This window comes from Barnesiella propionica, assembly GCF_025567045.1.
Taxonomy (GTDB): domain Bacteria; phylum Bacteroidota; class Bacteroidia; order Bacteroidales; family Barnesiellaceae; genus Barnesiella_B; species Barnesiella_B propionica.
Genome location: NZ_JAOQJK010000004.1, coordinates 69,230 through 93,100 on the forward strand (window position 1 = coordinate 69,230; position 23,871 = coordinate 93,100).

The following is a 23,871-nucleotide window of genomic DNA, read 5'->3' on the forward strand; positions in this document are numbered from 1 at the left end:
CCCGGTATTGCCGGGCTCATTCCGTATAGCTTCATTTTAATTCTTTTATTATTATACCAGTCAGGTATTTATGCAGTTACTTTTTGAATTTCTGCATGGATTTAAATTTCCTGGTATGTGAGAATTCAGACTTCATAAGTCCAAAAAAGTTTTTCATAATAGAGTAATCCAAACGATTTCTCTTCCGGGGATATACTTTGTCTCATTCCGTGTTTAGTCAAGGCATTTTGATAATCTTTATACAGGTATTGTCACTCTTGACCGGAACGCAATATAATTTCGGTTTCCTTTGGTAAATTGTCTGTGATAGCAAAATATTATTCAACATTTTTCTTATTTATTTTAAATCCGCTTTATCAGCTACATTATAATATAGTATTCTCCGTTAAACAGATCTATTACAAGTGACAAGAAACTTTTTTGCCTTTTGACATATCTGTTGCATGTTTACGGCGAGGACAACCTGCTTTAAAATCCTGAACAGGATGTTTGGTGTAATCTTAACCGGCAGCTCCTTTATATGATCGGTACGTTTCTATTTCTTTTCGTATTTTGATGCATTTTTCAATTCCGTTTGAGGTTTTTCTTTTCGGTTTTCCCGTATGCTTGCTTGGCTACCCTCGCTCGTTATGACGATACAATTAAATAATAGTCATGAACATGAAAACGGGTTATTTGCTAAATTATAATGAATCCGGCCGGTTTTTCTCTTTTCTTCTGGTGTATATTCTTAATATAAATAAACCCCGAAAGCCGGATAAGAAACTTTCGGGGTTCACTTCATTTTGATATTTTGGGTTATTTTTTTATAAACCGCCCGATTCTCGATGTTCTGTCCGAAATGGTTTTTACAAAGTAGACGCCTGCATTAAAATTTGTGCAATCGACTTTAATTTTTTCATTGCAGGTTTGATCAATATAGAATAATTCTCCGTTAGTATTAAAGATGTATATCTTTGTTTGTTCGCCATTTCGGGGTATACCTTCAATATTGATTTCATTATCGGCCGGAGAAGGATAAATATGCAGGCTATAATTATTATCGTTATGTTTTGCTGTTTCAATATCCGATGTAATAGCCACATTCACTTTTATTTCTCCGTAAATTCCTGAACCGTCGATAGCATAAGCACGGACGGTGGCCGAACCATTCTTTTTTCCGGTGGCATTGATTATTCCGTACTTATCGATAGTTATAATGTCTTCTCCGTTTGTAATAATCCAGTTTACCCCCTGGAATGTTGCAGTATTAGGATAAACGTACGCTATGAGTCTGATGCTCGGTTTATCGTCTAAAGTGATATTTGTCTCTCCATTTTCGCCTTTTACCTCTACGTTTGTAACGAAATCTGTATTGGAGGCGTTGATTACCGATACTATATTTGAACGAGAGGCTTTGGGTATCTCCGGCGCTTTTAGATATGATTTATTGATTACTGGCGTGGAAGGTACGATTTCTACAGCATAATATAATGCATCGCCGGGAGTGGGATTCATATCGCAATAGGAATTCATGCTGCCCGATACTTCTGCAATGATTGAAAGGTTGCCGGGTGACGATCCTCTAAGGATACGATAACTGGTAATGTCGATTCCCTCATATTTGCTCCACATCAGATTCCATGAACTGCCCATACCCCGGTTTATCATTACATGAATAGCCTGATGAGCTCTTCCTTGCTCCGATTCACCGTAGTTTAGAACCCAAGATAGACGGTAGCGCGAAGCTAATGCTTCGGGAATAGAGTTCTTGTCTATATAACTTTTTGTTCCGATCGGAACATTAGCTATTAACTCATATTCTTCGTAACGTGAAGTTTCTTTATATATGTTTATACTTTCGGCTCCGGCAGGTAAAATCTGCGGTTCTTCCCATGATATCAGGTGCTTTCCGGTCGTTTCGTCAATAGTGATAAGTGAAATTTCCTGTGTGGTTATATTGTCGGTGACCGTGACGTTGCCAGTATAGGTAGTGGAGGAATATTCATCGCTTACGATATGTCTTATATCGTATTTCCCGGCTTTTGAAAAACGAATGATTATCTGTTCTTCATTGATAATAGCTATTTCGGTCTCCTGATTTTTAAAGATATCTTCATATTTCGATCCATCGGACGATATTTCCCATTTGCTACCGGAAGCATTTTTTGTCGTAACATTTACGATGGCTCCTGCAAGTACATTTTCAGGAAGAGCGAATGCTCCTTGCGGTTTAGGGTTGACATAAATCTGTTGTGAGAATTTGCCGTTGGTTACGGTTTTCATACCTTCTGTATCCCATACGACGATGTATTTGTTTCCGTTATGTGATTTTACGGTTGCGCCGTCCCAATTTAAATCCGTACTGATATTACCTGTTATCGTGATCTCAGTTTCTACATCAACAGCAGTCGATGCATGCATTTCGAAAGCGGCAGATTCGGTAACCGTGAGACTATGTATTTCAGAAAAATCCGATTGCATATTCCAGCGGTCTATACCTTGTACCTGTATTTCATATTCACCTGGAGCTATATTGGCGAGTGGAATAAAAAAGCGGTTGTTGGATATAAGCGGTTTATGGGAGGGTATATGTACTTCGTTTTTAGTGCTGTTACAAGGTGAAATCAAATATGCACCTTCTCCCTCGGCTCCTTTACGCTTCACGCTGAGATTGTATCGCATCAGTTTAGCAGGAGTTTCTTTGTCCGCCGAATGATTCCATTCTATCATTACTCCCCGGTCTGTTTGGGAAGTTCGCAGACAGGTGGGGGCCTGTGGTGCGGAGTTCTCTCCTTTGATAACGTTAACGTTCAGACTCAAATCCCCGTCGGACCGATAGAAAACCGGAACCCCGGTATAGTAATTGTATGTATTGTTAAATTCATAATCCGATTCGGTTCCTGAAACATTATCGATTTTATATTGATGATTGGGATATAAATAAATGGCATAAGCTTCGTCAATGCCCTGTGAACCCACTATATTGCAAATCCTTAAATCCAAAAATCCGTTATTATCCAGATCGAACGCCGATATCCATGATATTTCATGTTCAAAATCGATAGAGGTAACAGAACTATCTCCCCATTCTATAAAATAGGTTATTATGTTATCCAGTTCTTTCTGTATAAAGAAATCAGGTTTGCCGTCTCCGTCGAAGTCATCGATTAATAAGACAGTTTGAAATTCTTTGGCATTAGAATCGATAGATTTGATGGAGTGAATAATTGATTTTTCCGTAAATGTCCAGTTTCCGTTATTTTCATAAACGATGTAATCGGTAATGCCGATTCCTGTTCCTTCATCAAATTTATAAACAGGGACGAGTAAATCGGTCAGACCGTTATTACTATAATCTTTACATGCGGCTATTGAGGAAGCTCCATAATAAATCTCCTCGAAGTTAATATAATCCCCATTGTTTTTATATATATGATCTGTGCGGTTATAATATTGTTTTATATCGTATACACCGTCATTGTCGAAATCATACATTTCTCCCCAATTCGGTGTTGAAATGGCTGTTTGTTCACCTACGTCCAAGTCTTTGTTTCCTTTGTTGAGGGCTTTAACCAGCGTTCTCGAAGCATTGGTTCCGAATACGTCGCACATTCCATCGTTATTTAAATCGATAGTTGCAACATTAAAATTCAATACATCCAGATTTGCGTTACTGTTGAATGTCTTTTTTATTTTTGAATAGATCCCGTCTGGATTCCCTTCCATAAACCTATGTGCATCGCTGTAGAATATTTCCTGAATACCGTCTTCATCCAGATCTAAAGCGAATCCGACGTCATTTAGATAGGTGTTATCGTCTATAGGAATAGTCGAGGGTTTGATATTCCCGGAAGTAACTTCGATAAATTGTTCCGATATATTCGATGCAATACCTTGGTCGTTAAGTACCTGCAAGTAAATACGTTTCTCTCCACTTGTTTTGAAACGTAACTGATAGGAAGAGCCGTCATCGCTTTTGCTTATTATTTCGGCTCCGGAAAAATTCCAAGTGTATATATTTGAGGTTGACGGTTTGTTCTTTAGTGTTACGAAACAGGTTTCTCCTACAGCAAAGGGTTGTTTATAAGAAATAATGAAACTGTTCTCCGGTTCTTTCTTCTCAAATATGGTATATTCGCTGAATTGTGAGCCCCGGCAGTTGGGATCGACGGACTGAACCGAAATATAGTATTTTCCCGCCGGCCATGATAAGGTATTAAGTACGCGTAGGGTACTATATCCGTTATTCCCTTCAAGCAGATTCCGCCGGGTTCCGTCGGAAAGAGCATGGACGTAGAGTATGTCGCCTTTGTCGGGAGCCGTACCTATGCGAAGTGCGTAGGTCAAATCCATGTCCGATGATTCGGTATCTGTGCCTCTTTTCCAAAATACTTTCAACAACCCGGTTCTTGCGTCGTAGGCAAATTTCGGTTTTGCTATTCTCTGGGGGACGGAATTTACTTTATCGGACACTTGAAATATAAATTGTGCGCCTTTCTGATCGGAACCATCACCATATATGCATTCTAAAATGCCGTTGTTGTCGATGTCTGCAATTATGAAAGGATATAGATCATTCCAATAACGATTTCTCTGATCGGGATAAATTGTACCTACCTGCTTATATATCATGTCGGGAACGGAGGATACGTTTATTCCTGAAATTTTGTAACTTACATAATCTACACCGTATAAATCAGTACCGTACTTGTCATCTTTACCGATGATTTCATTATCAGATCTTTTGGCAATTACTTCGTAGTTGCCATCGGCGTCTATATCTAAACAATAATGAAAATAAACCTCGCCGTCAAGGTAGTTTTCATGTTTTTTAAACGTACCGTCACCTGTGTTTTCCATCATGACAAGGTAAGATGCCCCGTTTTTGAATTCCCCGTTATTGGTCATGAAATCAAAGGGAATAAGGATATCCACATCTCCGTCTTTGTCAAAGTCATAGCACCAGATTTTATCGCTGCAATGTAGTCCGGATATCAATTTTTGTTCTTGTGTTTTACCATCTTTTCTGGCCAGATAAAGTGTAACGGTTTTATTGTCTCCATTATACACCAACAAGTCCATTAATCCATCATTATTGAAATCACGGAATGCGGCTTGACCTCCGAATTTGCCTTCCACAAAACTATTCTCTCCGGTGTTCAGAAAATAGCATCCGATCGAAGTATCTACGAAATCTATCAGGCCGTCTCCATTTATATCGACAGCGTTGTAATTCCCGAAACTTGAAGGATCGGCGGAACCGTAAGATGAGGTAATAAACATGTCATTCATTCCCGGGATAACCATTCCGCCTGTTGACTCCAGTTTTTTCTTTATACCGTTATATTCATCGGGGGTCATGACCTTTACTTTTTCGTTTCTCCAATTACCGTTACAATCTAAAGAAAGAACGTTGTGGTTTTTTATGTCGGTGTTGTTCCCGTTTTTTTCTAAAAATTCAATTTTACCGTCGTTATCATAATCGATGGGATTCAGAAAATATTTGTTATCATTTCTGGAATAAACCTCTGTAAAATTCAGGGTATTTTCTCCTTTCGATATATAGGACGGTATTCCTTCATTATAATAGTAATCGATATAATCGTCATTATTGTAGTTTATCCAATTGGTAAATCCTGTAATATTGGGGATAATAATCATATTATTTAGAAAGCCTTCCTGAAAATCATAGATGTTCTTATCGAAATAATATTCCATTATACCGTCCCTGTTGATATCGTAAAAGGAGATATTTTTTGTTGAAACGTTATTTGCAAATTTATGCATCCCCGAAATATCGGGATTATAAATATTTGCATATATATCTATATTCGATGTTGTGCTAAATTGTTTGTCTTCCGATTTGTAAAGTCTTATTTCGGTTGTGCCTCCAGGAATTAAGTAATAATAGCTGCCGTTTTTTATGAACTTGTATTCGTCATTCCATTTAATGTACTCGTTTCCTATTTTATAGAAGATATCTCCGGAAAATCCACTGCGTAAATATGTATTTTTTATGGTCGGTAATGTTGCACTTGTAATAGAAGCATCATATATATATTTGCCTGAAACTTCGTCATATACCGAATTTCCCTGATCATCTCCCTGAAGAATGGTTTTGGTAAGGTCTTTCAATTTATTGTCCGAGGAATGCGATTCATCGAGATTCAGGATCTGAATACAGGAAATTCCTATATTTTGGTTATCATTACTCTTGATCTTTATACGTTTCGTATTTTGAGGTAACCTTGAGGAGGCATTCATGGTAATCGCTATCGGGCTATAATTGATACCGTCGTAGCTTACGAAGACAGAGAAAGATTTATCTTGAGGGCTGTGGATAACCAACGAAGGGTATGTTTCGGAATGTAAATCAAGTTCCGGCGAAATGAATTCGCTGCCTGCAATACCGGGATACTTACCGAGTATTGTGGCGGAACTAAATGTATAGTTGCCTGTCCAACCTGAATTGATAGCCAAACTTTCTGTGTGGAATGAAGAGTTCAAATACACACTCGGATAATCGGCAGGGGTAGCTTCACGCCATGTTAATGCGTGCATTGCATTAAACATGCAGCACCATAACATGATTGAAAATGTGCAGGTGCGTTTGTAGAAGGATTTGATTTTCATAAATGTATGTAATCCCGCTAATTCCCATTCGGGAGATAAAGTTGTACATATATACTGCAAAGCGTAGGAATCAATTTGTCCATTGATTTCAAGGCATCGCCAAACGCCTACAGCCACATGAACAAGAAGAATCCCACGCTGAAACGATATGTAATCGACTCACATCGGGATACATACACACAGCGTAAGCGTCTTGTTAGTTCATCTTTGACTGATAAAAAATTTGGCGAATTTTTGAAATCAAGATGAAGCAAACACGCTCCACAAATAAAAAAATGTAGTCTGTGAAACCTCACATGACTGACATTACAAATATAGCGAAATTAAATTAACGAAACTTATATAATTCCAAATTTTCTCATGATCCGGATAAACATGATTATTTAAAAAGTAATATTTTAATAGAGAATCTTTTCTGAAAAGTACATTGAAGTTAATTCTCTATATTCTTTTTTTCGTTTCATGAAAAGGAAGGGAAAGTTTTTTCCGTGAATACGTAAAACTCATAGTAAAGGCCGTTTCATTTTGTTATTTTGAAACGGCCTTTCTTGTGTTCTTAAGTCGGGTAGCTATAAGTACGTTGGTGAAATGGTCAAGGTGAAGACCGTACAGGGCTGAACAACAAGATCGGCAAGGCTGTTACCGTGTGCGGAAGTACTCCCATCAAAGGGGGTGTTATCGTGTGCAAGGCAGGTACGACGATGGAACAACTGCAACGATACGGGCTTGTGCTGCTAATGTTGGGGCATCACGACATTGCAGATCTCCATACACTGCGACGAGGGGCATTATACGGAACGTCCGGCGACAAAACCTCATGTCAACCGAGCTATTACGCCCATATCGTATGGGTCTGTATGAATAACATCACGGGAAAGTCTTGCAAGCTCACGCCGCAGGACATGAGCGAAATTTAGACTATCCTGGCCGAAGCACTCGGCATGTAGCAAGGCACATCGAAAGAGCTGACCGGGCGCGAGTATCTGGAACGAAACGAGGCTATACGGTTACTCGACCAGCAGAGAGCGGAAGAACGGCAGCGCATCGACCGGACTGTTCGGGAAGAGATCGGAAAACAAGCTGAGATTATCGAAATCCTCAATCGGGAATTGCTGTGGAAATCCGTGCTGCTTGATACACTGGCGGACCTTTTATACCGGACAATTGAAGTGTTCCGGCGTGCCGTTACCGCCATCTTTGAGTTCGCCACCTCGCAATACAAATACATATTCTCGCTGTCGGAAGCTGCGACATCAAACGGGTCATGCACTCATACGGAGGCGAGGATAACCGGCAGCAAAAGACAGTCGGCAGGTGGCTCATCGGCTATGCATAAAACCGGGAACTGCTTGACCCTATTGAACGAAATATAAATACAATGAAGCGAACGATATTGCAGTGGGGCTTATGACTGGAAAATTGAAAAAGCACAACAGGGGATGCAAAGGTAGAGTTTATCTTAGCGACATGTTTTATAGCCAGTACCATACAATTAAAAATAAAATTCATCATCACTATTTTCGAAGTACAGTGATGATGAATTTATTATTTCAATTCTCGTAAGATAAATATATTGTCCTACTTGGTTCTCTCTATGAATGCGATAATTTCCTGCTTCATTTTAATCAATGCGGCAGGTTCCACCGGGTAATGCCCGCCATCGGGAAGTATGGCAATTTTTACATCGACTTTCCGGATCTTATCCAAAAAAGGTTTGCTCAATCTCAGGGGAGTCCATCTGTCCTTTTCGGGCTGTGTCAGCAGAATAGGACAGATATCGAAGTCCTCCGGACTGCACAACAGCCGATGATGCATATAGGAGTCCAGAAAGGCTATCGTACAACTGTTTCCGGCCGAGGTCTTGTCTTTCATAAACGCTTTCATCGCCGTATCGTTATTGCACAATGCCCACATTTTAGAGGCAATGCTCATCTTTATCTTTACCTTGCCGAAGCCTGTTTTATTAAAAACTCCGAGCATCGGGACAGCAATGCGGCTCATGAACCAGTTACGGGTCGTGGTATTGCGAACATCGGCATTTTGCTGGTCGAGAAAAGTCATTCCTATGATTCCTTTTACTTTTCCGTTTCGGTAAGCCACATCGTAGGTCTCCATACCTCCTGCGCTCAATCCATACAAAAATATCGGACGTGAATCCCGGGACAGCTCATAATTTATGTAATCGTTCCCCAATTCTATCCAGTCGTCATAAGTAACCGTCGTGTTTTTGTCCACTTCGGTCAATCCATAGGTAGGCATGTCTATGGCAATCGTTTCGTACCCGTTTTTCGCCAACGGCCCTCCCGTAATCATCGACATTTGGCGTCCGTTCGTGCCGACTCCATGCAACATAATTACTTTGACATCGGCATCGGGATTCCGGAAGCAGTCCAGGTGGATTTTATGACCTCTCCATGCCCACCATTCTTCCGTGGGTGTAAATTTTTCCGTAAAACGATAATCTTCAGGCAAAGTATACTGAATCTCTTTCCAGGCTTTCTGTTCGCTGTAATTCATCTTCGTATATTTTAGTTAAACAAATATATTTAATATGTTTAAACTCTTAAACGCGTATAAGTATGAAAAAGATTATTCTTGCAGGTCATTTTTTAATGAACGCAACAAGTCCTCCAGTAATTCGACTGCGGCCGTCAATTCCAGTCGATAATACCTTTCCTTACCCTCTTTTCTTATTACGACAAGTCCGGCATCGAGTAGAAGTTTCAGATGATGCGATACCGCAGGACGGGATAACGGCATTTTTTCGGCAAGTGAAGCAACGCTCAATTCCCCGCTTTCAAACAACAATATGATTATCTGTTGTCTGTTCTCATCTTGTAAAACTGAGAATACAGGCGAGCATTGCCGCAATATTTCCATTGTTCTCTGGCTCATGTCTACGAGTTTAAACCTTTTGTAATGCAAATATAATGCTTTTATTTGTTTTGGGAATTGTATATGGCTTTTTTACTATAATCTAATCACTTTGTGCCCAACAATCTATTGCATATAACTCAGATTTGCATTTCCGTTATATGATTATTTTTTTCTATTGTGACATTATAGTGACAGATTTAGAATTTTGCTAATTTCAGTACATCCCTAAAATATAATTTATATGTTGATTTACAATTGTATATAGATTTTTCACAAGTGCCTATATATCAGAAATCTAATCCCAATTTTAGTTTCAGCATTTTATATCCATCAGGCGGGGATTTTTTGTAATTATCCTCCAAAGTTATCGTACATGAGATTCTCTTCAGGAACGCCCAGGTTCCAGAGCATATTCTCTACGGCTTTTGACATAGGTCCGGGTCCGCACATGTAGTATTCTATATCTTCGGGAGCATCGTGTTCTTTTAAATAATTGTTATAAATAACATCGTGGATAAATCCTGTTGGACCAGTCCAGTTGTCTTCGGGAAGGGCCGCACTTAATGCTATGTGGAACGAAAAATTGGGAAATTCTTTTTCTAATTTCCGGAAATCTTCTTCATAAAAAATTTCTGCCCTGGAGCGAGCCCCATACCAGTATGATATTTTTCTATCTCTGATATCCAAGGTTTTTAATAGATGAAGAATATGTGACCGGAGTGGAGCCATACCCGCACCGCCTCCGATATATAACATCTCTTTTTTAGAATTGAGTATAGGGTGGAAATCTCCGTAAGGCCCGGATACCATTACTTTGTCTCCCGGTTTTAAAGAAAATATGTAGGAGGAAGCAATGCCCGGCGGTACTTTTTGAAAGCCGCCGTTCACCCGGTCGAAAGGTGGTGTGGCGATACGTACATTTAATTTTTCAATATCTCCTTCTGCCGGATAATTTGCCATGGAATAGGCCCGCATTGTGGGTTCTGTATTCTTGCAAGTGAGATCGAACATTTTAAAATGTTCCCAGTCTCCTCTGAATTTTTCTTCGATGTCGAAATCGGAATATTTAAGTTCATAAGCAGGAATATCTATCTGGCTGTAACTGCCCGGTATAAAGTTCAGGTGTTCATCATTAGGGAGCCTTACGACGAATTCTTTGATAAAGGTAGCGACGTTACGGTTCGATATGACCTCGCATTCCCATTTTCTTATACCTAATACAGACTCGGGAATAAGTATTTTCATATCATTTTTTACTTTTACCTGACATCCGAGTCTCCAATGAGCCTGTTGTTGTTTCCGGGAAAAATGTACGGTTTCCGTAGGAAGAATTTCTCCTCCTCCTTCAAGAACCTGACAACGGCATTGTGCACAGGAACCACCGCCTCCGCAAGCCGAAGGAAGAAATATTTTTTGAGAAGACAGTGTAGAGAGCAGGCTCGAACCTGTCTCTGTTTCTATTTCTTTTTCATCATTAATGGTGATCTTTACTTTTCCGGAAGGGACGAGGTATTTTTTAGCTACCAATAATATGAATACGAGCAGCAATATCATGATGAGGAATATCATGATGCTTGTCGTTACGGTTGCTGTCGTAGGGTTTATCGTCAATATCATTTTATTATATATATTTATTCTTAGATTACAGTTTTATTCCCAGGAAGCTCATAAAGGCTATTCCCATAAGGCCTGTGATGATAAAGGTTATTCCTATTCCTTTTAAAGGGGCCGGTATATTGGAGTAAGTCAGTTTTTCTCGTATGGCGGCGATGCCAACTATTGCTAACAGCCAGCCTAATCCCGATCCCAGGCCATATATAGTCGCAGTGCCTACCGTTGGAAACTCCCGTTGCTGCATGAACAAAGAACCTCCTAATATGGCGCAGTTCACAGCGATGAGGGGCAGAAATATTCCGAGTGAGGCGTATAATGACGGAGTATAACGTTCTACGACCATTTCTACTAATTGTGTCATGGAGGCTACTACGGCGATAAACATGATCAGGCTTAAAAAACTCAGGTCGATGTCAGAGTATGAAGCTCCCAGCCATTTAAGAGCGCCCGCTTTCAGAATGTAATTTTCCAAAAGATAATTGACAGGGAGGGTAATCGTAAGGACGAACGTCACGGCTATTCCCAGTCCAATAGCTGTTTTGACATTTTTTGATACTGCCAGGTAAGAACACATTCCCAAAAAGTAGGCGAATATCATGTTGTCAATGAAAATCGATTTGACGAATAAATTGAGATTTTCCATTTTTTTCTACTTGTTAAATAAAGGTTATGTATTACTTTTCCTGCAGGTCCTTATTGCGAGAACGGTGTATCCAGATAATGCAGGCGACAGTAATGAGCGCCATAGGAGGAAGGATCATTAGGCCGTTGTTCTCATATCCCCAATCGTAAAAACATTGAGGGATTATCTGATAGCCGAAAAGGGTTCCTGATCCTAATAATTCTCTGACAAACGCTACTATAACCAGGATAAGGCCGTACCCCAAGCCGTTTCCTATTCCATCCAGGAATGATTCCCACGGCCGGTGTCCCAGAGCGAAGGCTTCAAGGCGTCCCATAAGTATACAGTTCGTGATAATAAGTCCTACAAATACCGATAATTGTTTGCTCACGTCATAAACATAGGCTTTCAGTACCTGGTCAACAATAATGACCAAAGCAGCAACGACTACTAACTGGACGATAATACGTATGCTGTTTGGGATCGTATTGCGGAGCAAGGAGATAATTACGTTGGCAAATGCGACTACTACGGTTACCGATATGGCCATTACTAAGGCCGGCTGTAATTTGGCGGTTACGGCCAATGCTGAGCAGATACCTAATATCTGCACGATTACGGGGTTGTTTCTGGAAAGCGGCCCCAACAATATTTCTTTATTTTTTTTTGATAACATAACTATAATATCCGCTTAATTTAATGACTTCAAAAAATTCTGATAAGGAGCCAGACAATTTTCAAGCATAGACTGTACTCCTTTGCTGGTGATGGTACCTCCTGAGATTGCATCTACATAATCGGCCCCGTTCAGAGGTTTTTGTCCTTTTTTCTCAACAGCTATCGATTTAAATGCTCCGTTAATGAATAAGTGCATTCCTTTGAACTGCTTCTGGAATTTCGGTTTTTCGATTTCAGCTCCCAGTCCTGGGGTTTCTCCCTGATGTGCGAAATATGTGCCATATACCGTATTACCGTCAGAATCTACAGAAAGATATCCCCAAATGGGTCCCCATAGTCCTGCACCATACATAGGCAGACAATATTTTGTCTTTCCGTCAGGAGTCGTACATACGAAAACGGGAAGTTTCCGTTCTGCATCCGGCTTCTTTGCTTCGTTGGCAATATTGATCTCGAACGCATCTCCTGTAATATCCTCTCCTTTCGAGTTTATTACGAATGAACGGGAAATGTATTTCCGATATAGTTCCTGTGCATTTTCTGTATTTGCTTCTATATTGACCGCACTTAATATTTGTTTCATTTTGTCTACTGCTATGTTTTTTTCCTGTGCTGGCTTGAGGCTCATTGCCGTAAAGGCCAGGAGGGCGGCAACGATGATAACCATTACCGAGGAGTAGATAATCGTATAAATATTTCCTTGTTTGTTCATAGTCGGTATTTCTTTATGCTTTAATTCTGGCTCTGTTGAGGCGTTTCTTAATATTCGCTTCCACCACGAAATAGTCAATGAGGGGTGCGAATACATTCATTAACAATACGGCGAGCATGGCTCCTTCGGGGTAACCGTTATTGTATACTCGTATAATGATGGCGATAATTCCGATAAGAAATCCGTAGATATATTTTCCCGTATTAGTGCGTGCTCCGGTGACCGGGTCGGTCGCCATAAATACGGCTGCGAATGCGAATCCCCCCAAACAGATCTGGTCGAGAGGGGATAGGAGCGAACCGGGGTAAGTGGGGGATGCGAATAGGTTGCATATCCAACTCATAAATGCTCCCCCTGCAAATACAGATAACATGATGCGCCAGCTGGCAATACGGGTAAACAATAATATTGCGGCACCTATGAGAATTGCTAAAGTGGAGGTCTCTCCGATGGAACCCGGTATGAATCCCAGAAACACGTCCATCCGGCTGATGGGCTCTCCTATCGTGTTGATCAGCTGCATGTCTCCTCCGGTGTGGGTGGCGACTTGTCCGAGAGGGGTGGCTCCGGAAAACCCGTTTATCACTTCCCCTGCACCTAAACCGAATGTGTCGGAAGTACGGACAAAAACTTCGTCTCCCGACATTTTTGCCGGATAGGCGAAGAAAAGGAAAGCCCGGGTGATGAGAGCTACATTGAATACATTCATTCCCGTTCCTCCGAAAACTTCTTTGGCAAAGATCACTGCGAAGGCCGTTGCTATGGCAATCATCCATAAAGGAGTATCTATAGGAACGATCATAGGAATGAGTATGCCCGATACGAGGAATCCTTCCTGTATTTCATGATGGCGTATCTGTGCTGCGGTAAATTCTATGCCGAGCCCGACTGCATAGGAAACAATGATTTTGGGCAACACGGACAAAAAACCGAATAAAAAAGTCGGCCAGAACCCCGGATTTTCTCCTATGGCAAGGTAATGCTGGTATCCTACATTATACATCCCGAACAGTAAAGCCGGTAACAAAGCTATGATAACGACTGTCATTGTACGTTTTGTATCTATACTGTCGTGTATGTGTACTCCCGTTTTTGAGGTTGAACTGGGTACGAAAAGAAAAGTTTCAAAACCTTCGAATACGGACTGGAACATGGACAGTTTTCCTCCGGGTTCAAAATGGGGCTTTATCTTGTTTATATAATTTCTTAAAGCTTTCAATGTGTCTGATATTTAAGGTTGTAAATTAATTCATCTCTTTTTTTAATAAATCGAGTCCGTTGCGAACGATTTTTTGTAATTCCAGTTTGGATGTATCTACAAATTCGCAAAGCGCGAAATCTTCCGGAGCAACTTCGTAAATACCCAGATTCTCCATCTTATCTATGTCGAAAGCTATGATTGCTTTTATAAGAAATTCCGGAAGAATGTTCATAGGAAATACTCTGTCATATTCGTCGGACATGATTATGGCGCGTTCTCCTCCCCGGATGCGGGCATCGATTGTAAATTCTTTTTTTGAGCCCGTGAGCCAGGAAAAGTAGGAGTGGCTTACACTGAATTTTCCCAGACCGGGAGTTGCCCATCCGAAAAATTCATTACGTTCGTCCCCTTCGGGGATGACAGTTATATGTGAGTGAGGGGCACACAAGTAATCATTTCTGTTTACATGCGTCCCTGTTAGGACATTCCCGCTTATGTAGCGTAAGTGGTATCCGTTATCTTTGATGTTTCCGTTGATGATAGAGTCTATGGATGCACCCACTTTGCTTCTTACGTAATGAGGGTTTTCGACCTCTGAACCGGTTACGGCTACAATGCGGCTGAAGTCGGTTTTCCCTTCGTTAAAAAGCCGTCCTATGAAAAGGACATCCAAGGCATTTACAGTCCATACGGTTTCTCCTTTATTAACAGGAGCTATATGTTGTATCTGCACCCCGGCGTTCCCCGCGGGATGTGGTCCGTCAAAAATTACAGTTTCAGCGTTTGTTATAGAGACAGGTTGTCTGGCAGAAACTCCGGCATATATTTTTCCTGTTGTAAGTTTAGACAAAGCCCGTAGTCCGGTTTCAAGGTTTTTTTCTTCTCCTTTCAATATAAAACTGAAATCGGGAGCCAACGGGGCTGAATCGAAAGCAGTCATAAAAATATCCCGAGGTTGTACTGCGGGATTGGCTATGATATCGTATGGCCGTTGCTTGATATAAGCGAACATTCCGGCTTCGGAAAGTATCTTTTTTATTTCATCTGCCGTCAGATGATCAGGGTCTTTTATCCCAAAGTCGATATATTGTTGTTTTTTATCGGGTTTGATGGTTATTTTTAATACTTTACGGCGTTCTCCTCTTTCTACATCGATTATTTCACCGCTTACCGGAGATACGAATTTTACGTCCGGCTGATTCTTGTCATACATGACAGGAGTCCCGGCTAATACATGGTCACCCGGTTTTACAATTATTTTGGGAATAATTCCATGGTAATCGTCAGGAACAACTGCAAATAATTCACTTTCTGCGGCATTGGTAATTTCAGAGGAAGGTTTGCCCCTTAAATTGATATCCAATCCTTTTTTTAACTTGATTACATTTGCCATGTTGTAATATATAATGTGTGTGTTAGTTTCGACGCAAAAGTATGTTTTTTTTATCAGTTTTGCCAGAAAACAAACTTTTTATTATAATAATGTGTACTATACCGTCGTTTATCCATTATAAGAACAGGATGACATGGACAGGCTATATCTTCATAAAGGAACAGAATGGTGTAAAGGAGAAAAACTAATTTTAAAATAACAATCTGAATAATAATAAATGTTATAGAGATAACATTTGACAAAAGATAGAAAATTATAGAAAAGAAAAGTTTTTAGGCTATTTTGATGTAAACTCTATAAAATGAACGATGCAGTATCCTTGTTTTTTTTAAAGAGCATGAATTTGTAGTTAAATTAGGTTAATAATAACCCGGGCATACACCAAAAGCCTGGGCGCAAAAAAAAGTACATTATTTTTTTATCTGAAAATAAAGTGCTACATTTGACGCACCAAAAAAGTAAAAGTGTAAGAATAAAGTGGCTAATAGGCTTTCTTTATATATCAAAAAGGATGCTTTTTTGTGATAATCGCATAAGTTCGATAGAAGATGCACTTATATGAGTGGTAAGTGTGTTTTGTCGGGCAGATACTATGAGGAACTCGTTTCCCCAGGTAAAATAAAAGAACGTTTTGTGATTGTATGAATAAGAAATTTATGCTTCCCGGTGCGGGTTCATGAATGCGCATTATGAAGTAAAATTATAAGTCAAACTAATTTAATAATTTAATAAAAACAACCACTTAGATTTTTTTAATTATGGAAACTAAAAAAACAAAAGGAAAAAAACAATTCCGCGGTATCAAAAATGCATTCTTGGTGATTATAGTGTGCTTTATTGTTGCCGTTTGTGTATTCAATTTCGTATTCGGTAATCCCGCAAACTTTATGGATGGAGATCCTACGGGTCATCCGCTGCCCGGAAATATGTTGGGAACAATTTATAAAGGAGGTGTAATCGTGCCTGTTCTTCAGACATTGTTGCTTACTGTATTGGTTCTTACTGTAGAACGTTGGTTCGCTATCTCTAGTGCTAAAGGTAAAGGTAACATTACGAAATTCGTTGCAAATATTAAAGAAGCATTGGCTAACAATGATTTGGCTAAAGCTCAGGAACTTTGTGACAAACAAAGAGGTTGTGTTGCCAGCGTTGTATCTTCTGTATTGAAGAAATATGACGAAATGGATAAAAACACTACCATCTCTAAAGAACAAAAACTGACAACACTTCAAAAAGAAGTTGAAGAAGCTACCGCATTGGAAATGCCTTCTTTGCAACAGAATCTTCCTATCATCGCTACGATGACTACCCTCGGTACTTTGGTCGGTCTGTTGGGAACTGTAGTTGGTATGATCAAGTCTTTCGCCGCTTTGGCAAACGCTGGTTCTCCTGACTCAATCGCATTGTCTACCGGTATTTCCGAAGCCCTTATCAATACTGCGTTCGGTATCGGTACTGGTGCTTTGGCTGTAATCTCTTATAACTTCTTTACCAATAAAATTGATAACATTACTTACGCTATTGACGAAGTAGGTTTCTCTATTGTTCAAACATTTGCCGCTACGCATAAATAATTTAAATAAAAGAAAGAATTAAATTATGCCAAGAGTTAAAGTAAAAAGGAAAAGTACGCTCATCGATATGACTGCGATGAGTGACGTTACTGTACTTTTGCTTACATTCTTTATGTTAACATCCACTTTCGTTCAGAAAGAGCCTGTTCAGGTAGCAACACCGGCATCTGTATCGGAAATTAAAATTCCCGAAACAAATATTTTGCAGATTTTGGTGGATCCTCAGGGAAAAGTATTCCTGAGCTTGGACAAACAGGACGACCGAGTGGCTGTACTTAATGCGGTAGGTGAAGAGTATGGTTTGACATTCACACCTGAAGAGCAGCATACATTTAAACTTGCGAATTCATTCGGAGTTCCTATCAAAGGGATGAAGGAGTTTCTCGGTAAGAGACAGGACGAGCAGGACGCTATCCTGAAGAACTACGGTATTCCTACCGATAGTTTGAATAATGAATTCAAAGTTTGGGTGAAAGCAGCAAAACAGGTGAATCCCGATTTGACAATAGCAATTAAAGCAGATCAAGCTACCCCTTATCCCCAAATCAAGACGGTAATGTCTTCTTTACAGGATATACGGGAAAACCGCTATAATCTGATTACGTCGCTGAAAACAATTCCTGCGGATAATTAATTATTAACTACATTTTTACATAGAATAATATGGCAGAAGTAGAACAAAAAGAAAGCGGGGAAAAGAAAAAAGGCGCGCAAAAGAAGATGAAAATTCATGTCGACTTTACCCCGATGGTTGATATGAACATGCTTTTGATCACTTTCTTTATGCTATGTACCACGATGAGCAAACCTCAGACTATGGAGATAAGTATGCCATCGAACGATAAAGTTACGGAAGAAGAACAAAATAAAGTAAAGGCTTCGCAAGCCATAACGATCCTTTTGGGGGATAAAGACCGGGTATTCTATTACGAAGGTGAACCCCAATATGATGATTATACTTCATTAAAAGAATCTTCTTACGAGGCAGACGGTCTTCGGGCGATGCTTCAGAACCGTAATCACGATGTGGTAGAGAAGATGAAAGAACTGAAAGAGAAAAAGCTGAATAAGGAGGTTTCGGACGAAGAATTCGATACGCAGGCTAAAGAGATCAAAGGTGTGAAAACCGCTCCGGTTGTGCTTATCAAAGCTTCCGAAGGTTCAACTTATAAGAATCTTATAGACGCTCTCGATGAAATGCAAATTTGCAGCATCAGTAAATATGCAATTGTGGATATGACTGATGGTGATAAATTCTTGATTGAAAACTTTGAAGGCAAGGGCTCTTTATCGGCTCAGGCTGCAGAAGTAAAAGCGAATGGTAATTAAAACTAAAGAACACTTTAAAAAGAGAAGAAAATGGCAAAAGACATAGACTTAACCTCGAGTGAATGGTGTGACTTAGTTTTTGAAGGCAAAAACAAAGCATACGGTGCATATGATATGCGCCAGAATTCGCCCAAACGTCACAATCGTGCTATGATTGTGGTTGTGCTGGTTGTGATATTCGCTTTCTCCTTGCCTTACATTATTAGCAGCATCGTTCCTGAAAAGGAAGAAGAAATTGAAATGAATGTAGTAACGGAGCTTTCCAAACTGGATGCCGAAGTGAAGAAAAACGAAGAGTTGAAACCTATCGTAGAAACTCCTCCGCCACCTCCATTGAAAAGTTCTATCAAGTTTACTCCACCGGTTATTAAAAAAGACGATGAAGTAAGGGAAGAAGATGAGATTAAATCTCAAGATGAATTGATCGCTACGAAGGTAAACATCTCTATTGCCGATGTAAAAGGTAACGACGAAATACATGGTCAGGATATTGCCGATTTTAAAGAAATCGTCGCTCCTAAAAAAGAAGTAGAAGAGAAACCTTATGAAGCAGTAGAGCAGATGCCGACTTTCCCCGGTGGTGAGGCCGAACTGATGAAGTTCATGAGTGAGAACTTGAAATATCCGGTTATTGCACAAGAGAACGGTATTCAGGGACGTGTAATTCTGCGTTTCGTTGTATCTAAAACAGGTGCTATCGAAAACATACAGGTGGTACGCAGTGTCGATCCTACTTGTGATAAGGAAGCTATACGTATGGTGAAAAGTATGCCTCGTTGGATCCCGGGTAAGCAGAATGGTAACAATGTACCGGTTTATTTCACGCTTCCGGTTTTGTTTAAACTATTATAATCTCTGTTTGTTTTATATAATAAGAGAGATTTTAAACCTATAAAATACTCCGCAACCGTTATCTTTACAGGATAAGGGTTGCGGGTATTTTGAATTTATACCCCTATACATTATGGAACAGTACGGAAAATACGGAGACGAATCGAAAAAGCCAGGGAAAATGGCCCTTGTTTTTGGTATTATTATGGTAGTGATTTATTTGGGAATGGCTTATTTGCTGGTATTCACCCCGCTCTTTGATACGTTTTCTCCTATAGCCCGGTACATTCTGGCGGCAGTGTTTCTTGTCTATGGAATATTCCGTGGTTACAGACAATATAAGAACCTTTAAAAAAAGAGCTTATGAAAACATCACATGTATTATTGGTTTCGATGCTGACCGGATTGTCGATGCTGTCGTGCCGTTCCGAAAAGAAACACGCTGAGCCCCGTAATGCGGAGATCAGTTGTGACGAAAGTTTCAAACCTATTATCGAAGAAGAGATCGATGTCTTCGAAGCGACATTCACCGAGGTAAGTATTATACCCCGGTATACCAGTGAAGTAGAAGCCTTGAACCTGTTGTTACAGGATAGCGTGCGGCTGGCGGTTTCTACGCGTCCCCTGACCGAAGGGGAGATTAATACCCTACATGCTAAAAAACTGTTCCCGAAAGAAACAGTAATTGCTATAGACGGTATAGCATTTATCGTAAATAAACAGAATAATGATTCTGTGATCTCTGTTCCCGATTTAAGAAAGATCGTAACAGGAGAGATCACACAATGGAAGCAATTGAATCCGAAATCCAAACTGGGAGATTTATTATTCGTTTTCGATAACCGGAATTCGAGTACAGTGCGTTATGCCATAGATTCTTTATGTCAGGGCAAACCTTTATATAACGGATTGAAGGCATTGGGAACCAATCCCGATGTGATTAAGTTCGTATCGGAAACTCCGAACGCCATAGGTGTTATAGGAGCCAGTTGGATCAATGCCATAGATTCTACCAACCGTCAGACCTTTATAGATGATGTAAGGGTTATGAATGTGAAAGCCGATTTAGGATCTGTTCCTTACAAGCCATACCAGGCCTATATTGGTGGCTACGAAGGCCAGCAATATCCTCTTACCCGGCTTGTATATATTATAAGTACCGATCCGAAAGTTGGAATTCCCACGCAATTTGCTAATTTTGTGGCTGGATATAAGGGACAGAAGATCATTCTGAAGACCGGAATCGTTCCTATTCAAGCCAGTACGCTGAATAGCAGACAGGTAAATGTGAAGTCAGAACTATGAACTAATATTAAATTATATATCAATGAAATCAAGACTTAAATTATTCTTATCACTCATCTTGGTGAGTACACTGGTAGCCACTGTTTCTGCCGCCAATTACAAAGATGGTATTGAGTATTTTAAAGCCGGACAGCCTGACCGTGCCAAAATCCTTCTGGAAAAGAATCTCAATGACCCTACTACCGATAAGGCTGAAGCTTATTATTATTTGGGTGAAATCGCTTTTGGAGATAAAAAATATGACGAAGCCAAAAAGAACTATCAGGCCGGTTTTACTGCAGACCCTATGAATATGTATAACAAGATAGGTCTCGCCAAGGTAGAAATGCGCACGAATCCGAAAGCTGCCGAAAATATGATTAAGGATGCTGTAGGAGGTAAAAATAAGAAGAATGCAGGCCTTAATCTGGCCGCTGCCATAGCTTTTTATCAGAACGGTGTTCCCGGATATGAAGAATATCTTGAAAAAGCTTTAAAAGCCGATAAGAAATACCCTGACATATATATGTTCCAGGGAGACATACTGGCCGATAAGAAGCAATACGGTGATGCTGCCGGAAGTTATGAAACCGCTATATTGTTCGACCCGAATTGTGTAGAAGCCTATGTGAAATATTCTCATATTTATTTCCCTATTAACCCGACTATGGCGGTACAAAAACTCGAAGAATTGTTGCAATTGGCTCCCGAATCTGCTCTGGCTCAGCGTGAAATGGCCGAAGCCTATTATAAGAACGACCAGTTTAATAAAGCTGCGGAGGCTTATGCTAAATACATGCAGAATCCCAATCATTTCGAAAATGACCGTGCCCGTTATTCCACATTGTTGTTCTATGATAAAAAATACAACGAGTCACAGGCTATTGCCAACGAGATACTGGCAAAAAATCCGGAGGATTTCACGATGCGCCGTATATCCATGTTCAATGCTTATGAAATGAAAAATTTCGCTGATGCAGAAGCTGCCGGACGTGCATATCTGAATCAGGATAAATATAAGAAAGATTATATCGCCCGTGACTATTCTACTTACGGTTATGTATTGTTGGAGAATAAAAAAACCGGAGAAGCAGTAGAACAATTTGTAAAGGCGTATGAACTGGATACGGCCAAACATGACATGCTGAAAGAAATCAGTGATGCTTATCGTTTGAACGGCGACTACGCCAATGCAATCAAATATTATGAAATGTTTATGAACTCGGATGAAGAGAATATGCGTACTAACTCATATTATTCGTTGGGAGGTCTTTATTACCGTGCCGCTACCTCAGTTCCTGCCGATAGCGTGGCATTGCGGGATGAATACCTGGACGCAGCTCAAAAGAATTTCAATGTAGTTGTTGAAAAAGCGCCTGAAGATTATCGCGGTTATTTGTGGATAGCCCGTTCTCTTTCGGTAAAAGACCCTGAAACAAAAGACGGTTTGGCAAAACCTGCTTATGAACAATTATTGTTAGTGCTGGACAAAGATAGTGCCAACAAGACTAATGCCACTGCTGCTTATATCGAAGTTTATAAATATCTGGGATATTATCATTATCTGAAAAATGAGATAGCACTTACCAAAGAATATTGGAATAAGATGCTGGAATTTGATCCCGAAAATGTGGAAATAAAAGAAGCATTAAAACAACTACCGTAAACCGGTAAGTTATAAATAAATGAATAGCCGCGCCTCGAGGAGGTGCGGCTATTTTTGTTTGTAAAGGTTTGTAAAAGAAACTCACATATAGTTTTAAAAGCTCCATTAAGGATAGAAAAAACGAGAAAAAAACGAATAAAAGTCAAGAACGGATGAAATAGGGATAAAATAATTTTTATATCTTTGTGCGTGAAAATCTTAGAATGGTGTAATTATACATTTGAGACAAGAGGATAAAGAGGAACAGGAGTAAGTGATGATGTGGCAATATCTTTTTGTATCTCGGATGTTTATGTTATTTGGAAATGATTATTGAAAAAAACTGCGATAAATAAGCATTCGGTATAACGGTCGTGTTTTATACCTGTTTTTAGTTTTTGTCGTTTCTGGCAGCGTGATTATTTGGCGGTTATGGTTTTTCATTGTATTTCCTGTTTAACATAGTCCGGGAAAGGTTCCGGTATTAAAGCCAACAGGATTTTTGTAAGTAGATATCGGATTATTGAATTATATATAAAATAAATAATATGAATTCTGCACTATTTGTAGTTGTTTTGATTACCGGTATTACTCTGGTTGCCGCTGCGCTCTGGATTGCCGGGCTCATTTCGCCTCGTTCTTTCAATCCACAGAAAGGAGAGGCTTACGAATGTGGTATCCCTACGCGAGGGGAATCATGGATGCAATTTAAAGTAGGTTACTACCTGTTTGCTATCCTCTTCCTTATGTTCGATGTGGAAACGGTTTTTTTGTTTCCATGGGCTGTAATATTGCGTGATATGGGGGTAGCCGGATTAATAAGTATACTGTTTTTTATGACAGTCCTCATTCTGGGACTGGTTTATGCCTGGAAGAAAGGAGCATTGGAATGGAAGTGAAAATCAAAGGAATGAAGTATGAAGACTTCAAGGATAATGAATATATTGAACAACTTATGGCAGAGCTCAAGGAATCGGGAACCAATGTGGTTGTCGGTTGTCTTGACGAGCTTATCAACTGGGGCCGCTCCAATTCTTTGTGGCCGCTTACTTTTGCAACCAGTTGCTGCGGTATTGAGTTTTTATCTCTGGGCGCCGCACGTTATGACATGGCCCGTTTTGGGTTCGAAGTAGCCCGTGCCAGTCCGCGTCAGGCCGATTTTATTATGGTAGCCGGTACTATCGTACATCGTATGGCTCCTGTCCTTAAACGATTATATGATCAGCTGGCGGAACCGAAATATGTAGTGGCTGTCGGTGGCTGCGCTATTTCCGGAGGCCCTTTCAAGAATTCTTACCATGTTCTTAAAGGAGTGGATGAAATACTTCCTGTAGATGTATATATTCCCGGTTGTCCTCCCAGGCCCGAAGCAATGTTCTACGGCCTTATGCAGTTACAACGTAAGGTGAAAGTGGAAAAATTCTTTGGCGGCGTTAATCGTCAGGAGAAAAGAGATAAAATGTTCGATAAATAAATCATAACCGAATTCACCATAT

The 23,871-nt window shown here is 40.0% G+C and carries 19 protein-coding genes; 10 read left to right on the forward strand and 9 right to left on the reverse strand.

What is annotated here, in order from left to right; all coding sequences use genetic code 11:
* Window positions 1–798: 798 nt before the first annotated feature.
* On the reverse strand, window positions 799–6,615 hold the full coding sequence (locus OCV73_RS06685; RefSeq protein WP_147550631.1) for an FG-GAP-like repeat-containing protein: 5,817 nt from the start codon (window positions 6,613–6,615) through the stop codon (window positions 799–801).
* Window positions 6,616–7,739: 1,124 nt separating this feature from the next.
* Here OCV73_RS06685 and OCV73_RS06690 point away from each other — a divergent pair.
* The gene (locus OCV73_RS06690; RefSeq protein WP_262512901.1) at window positions 7,740–7,988 is read left to right on the forward strand and encodes a hypothetical protein; all 249 of its coding nucleotides are present in this window, start codon (window positions 7,740–7,742) and stop codon (window positions 7,986–7,988) included.
* 205 nt (window positions 7,989–8,193) lie between these two features.
* On the opposite strand, the gene OCV73_RS06695 is transcribed toward OCV73_RS06690, so the two are convergent.
* The 8 genes from OCV73_RS06695 to OCV73_RS06730 all read right to left on the reverse strand — a co-directional run bounded on the left by OCV73_RS06695 (window position 8,194) and on the right by OCV73_RS06730 (window position 15,712).
* The gene (locus OCV73_RS06695) at window positions 8,194–9,132 is read right to left on the reverse strand and encodes an alpha/beta hydrolase (RefSeq protein WP_147550635.1); all 939 of its coding nucleotides are present in this window, start codon (window positions 9,130–9,132) and stop codon (window positions 8,194–8,196) included.
* A 72-nt stretch (window positions 9,133–9,204) separates the two neighbouring features.
* Entirely contained in the window at window positions 9,205–9,510 is a 306-nt protein-coding gene (locus OCV73_RS06700; RefSeq protein ID WP_147550637.1) for an ArsR/SmtB family transcription factor, read from the reverse strand.
* A gap of 333 nt (window positions 9,511–9,843) precedes the next feature.
* Entirely contained in the window at window positions 9,844–11,109 is a 1,266-nt protein-coding gene (gene nqrF / locus OCV73_RS06705; RefSeq protein WP_147550639.1) for an NADH:ubiquinone reductase (Na(+)-transporting) subunit F, read from the reverse strand.
* 25 nt (window positions 11,110–11,134) lie between these two features.
* Complete coding sequence (gene nqrE, locus OCV73_RS06710; protein ID WP_147550641.1) at window positions 11,135–11,749, reverse strand: NADH:ubiquinone reductase (Na(+)-transporting) subunit E; 615 nt, start codon at window positions 11,747–11,749, stop codon at window positions 11,135–11,137.
* A gap of 31 nt (window positions 11,750–11,780) precedes the next feature.
* On the reverse strand, window positions 11,781–12,404 hold the full coding sequence (locus OCV73_RS06715) for an NADH:ubiquinone reductase (Na(+)-transporting) subunit D (RefSeq protein WP_243764609.1): 624 nt from the start codon (window positions 12,402–12,404) through the stop codon (window positions 11,781–11,783).
* A gap of 15 nt (window positions 12,405–12,419) precedes the next feature.
* Entirely contained in the window at window positions 12,420–13,118 is a 699-nt protein-coding gene (gene nqrC, locus OCV73_RS06720; RefSeq protein ID WP_147550646.1) for an NADH:ubiquinone reductase (Na(+)-transporting) subunit C, read from the reverse strand.
* Window positions 13,119–13,131: 13 nt separating this feature from the next.
* Entirely contained in the window at window positions 13,132–14,337 is a 1,206-nt protein-coding gene (locus OCV73_RS06725; RefSeq protein ID WP_147550648.1) for an NADH:ubiquinone reductase (Na(+)-transporting) subunit B, read from the reverse strand.
* Between the two features lie 25 nt (window positions 14,338–14,362).
* Window positions 14,363–15,712, reverse strand: coding sequence for a Na(+)-translocating NADH-quinone reductase subunit A (locus OCV73_RS06730; protein WP_147550650.1), 1,350 nt, complete (start codon window positions 15,710–15,712; stop codon window positions 14,363–14,365).
* Between the two features lie 758 nt (window positions 15,713–16,470).
* Here OCV73_RS06730 and OCV73_RS06735 point away from each other — a divergent pair.
* From OCV73_RS06735 to OCV73_RS06775, 9 genes are all read left to right on the forward strand, one after another.
* A complete protein-coding gene (locus tag OCV73_RS06735; protein WP_147550652.1) occupies window positions 16,471–17,286 on the forward strand; it encodes a MotA/TolQ/ExbB proton channel family protein in 816 nt (271 codons plus the stop codon).
* Between the two features lie 25 nt (window positions 17,287–17,311).
* On the forward strand, window positions 17,312–17,920 hold the full coding sequence (locus OCV73_RS06740; RefSeq protein WP_147550654.1) for an ExbD/TolR family protein: 609 nt from the start codon (window positions 17,312–17,314) through the stop codon (window positions 17,918–17,920).
* A gap of 29 nt (window positions 17,921–17,949) precedes the next feature.
* Window positions 17,950–18,615, forward strand: a complete 666-nt coding sequence (locus tag OCV73_RS06745; protein ID WP_147550656.1) for an ExbD/TolR family protein — start codon at window positions 17,950–17,952, stop codon at window positions 18,613–18,615.
* Between the two features lie 30 nt (window positions 18,616–18,645).
* Window positions 18,646–19,467 carry an energy transducer TonB gene (locus OCV73_RS06750; protein WP_147550658.1) on the forward strand — a complete coding sequence of 274 codons (822 nt, stop codon included), beginning with the start codon at window positions 18,646–18,648 and terminating at the stop codon, window positions 19,465–19,467.
* Window positions 19,468–19,579: 112 nt separating this feature from the next.
* Complete coding sequence (locus OCV73_RS06755; protein ID WP_147550660.1) at window positions 19,580–19,798, forward strand: hypothetical protein; 219 nt, start codon at window positions 19,580–19,582, stop codon at window positions 19,796–19,798.
* An 11-nt stretch (window positions 19,799–19,809) separates the two neighbouring features.
* Window positions 19,810–20,751 (forward strand): PstS family phosphate ABC transporter substrate-binding protein, encoded by a 942-nt coding sequence (locus OCV73_RS06760; RefSeq protein ID WP_147550662.1) that lies wholly within the window; start codon window positions 19,810–19,812, stop codon window positions 20,749–20,751.
* Between the two features lie 22 nt (window positions 20,752–20,773).
* The gene (locus OCV73_RS06765; protein ID WP_147550664.1) at window positions 20,774–22,396 is read left to right on the forward strand and encodes a tetratricopeptide repeat protein; all 1,623 of its coding nucleotides are present in this window, start codon (window positions 20,774–20,776) and stop codon (window positions 22,394–22,396) included.
* A gap of 527 nt (window positions 22,397–22,923) precedes the next feature.
* Window positions 22,924–23,274 carry an NADH-quinone oxidoreductase subunit A gene (locus OCV73_RS06770; protein WP_147550666.1) on the forward strand — a complete coding sequence of 117 codons (351 nt, stop codon included), beginning with the start codon at window positions 22,924–22,926 and terminating at the stop codon, window positions 23,272–23,274.
* Window positions 23,265–23,849 (forward strand): NADH-quinone oxidoreductase subunit B, encoded by a 585-nt coding sequence (locus OCV73_RS06775; RefSeq protein WP_147550668.1) that lies wholly within the window; start codon window positions 23,265–23,267, stop codon window positions 23,847–23,849. The genes OCV73_RS06770 and OCV73_RS06775 overlap by 10 nt, the downstream gene beginning before the upstream one ends.
* Window positions 23,850–23,871 lie beyond the last annotated feature (22 nt).